This window comes from Frigoribacterium sp. AC759, assembly GCF_979256015.1.
This window is the reverse complement of record NZ_CEEDMT010000164.1, coordinates 1-241: the sequence shown is the minus strand read 5'-3', so window position 1 is coordinate 241 and position 241 is coordinate 1. Positions and strand designations below refer to the sequence as shown.

The following is a 241-nucleotide window of genomic DNA, read 5'->3' as shown; positions in this document are numbered from 1 at the left end:
TCGAGGACTACTTCGGCGACCTCGTCCAGTACGACTTCACCGCGAGCATGGAAGACGACCTGGACCTGCTCGCCGGGGGCGGCGCCGATCGGGTCGACTGGCTCAACGGCTTCGACTTCGGCAACGAGCAGCACCGTGGTCTCCGCAAGGTGGTCGACAACCTCGGCGCCATCGACGCACGGGACATCAACTCCATACCGCTCGGCGAGGGGCTCACCCTCCGCATCGGACGGTACGGCCC

General features: G+C 66.8%; 1 protein-coding gene. It reads left to right on the top strand.

The features are described 5' to 3' along the window. Nucleotides 1-241: hypothetical protein (locus ACZ6JE_RS15510; RefSeq protein ID WP_464319526.1), on the top strand; the 241-nt coding region annotated here is incomplete at both ends.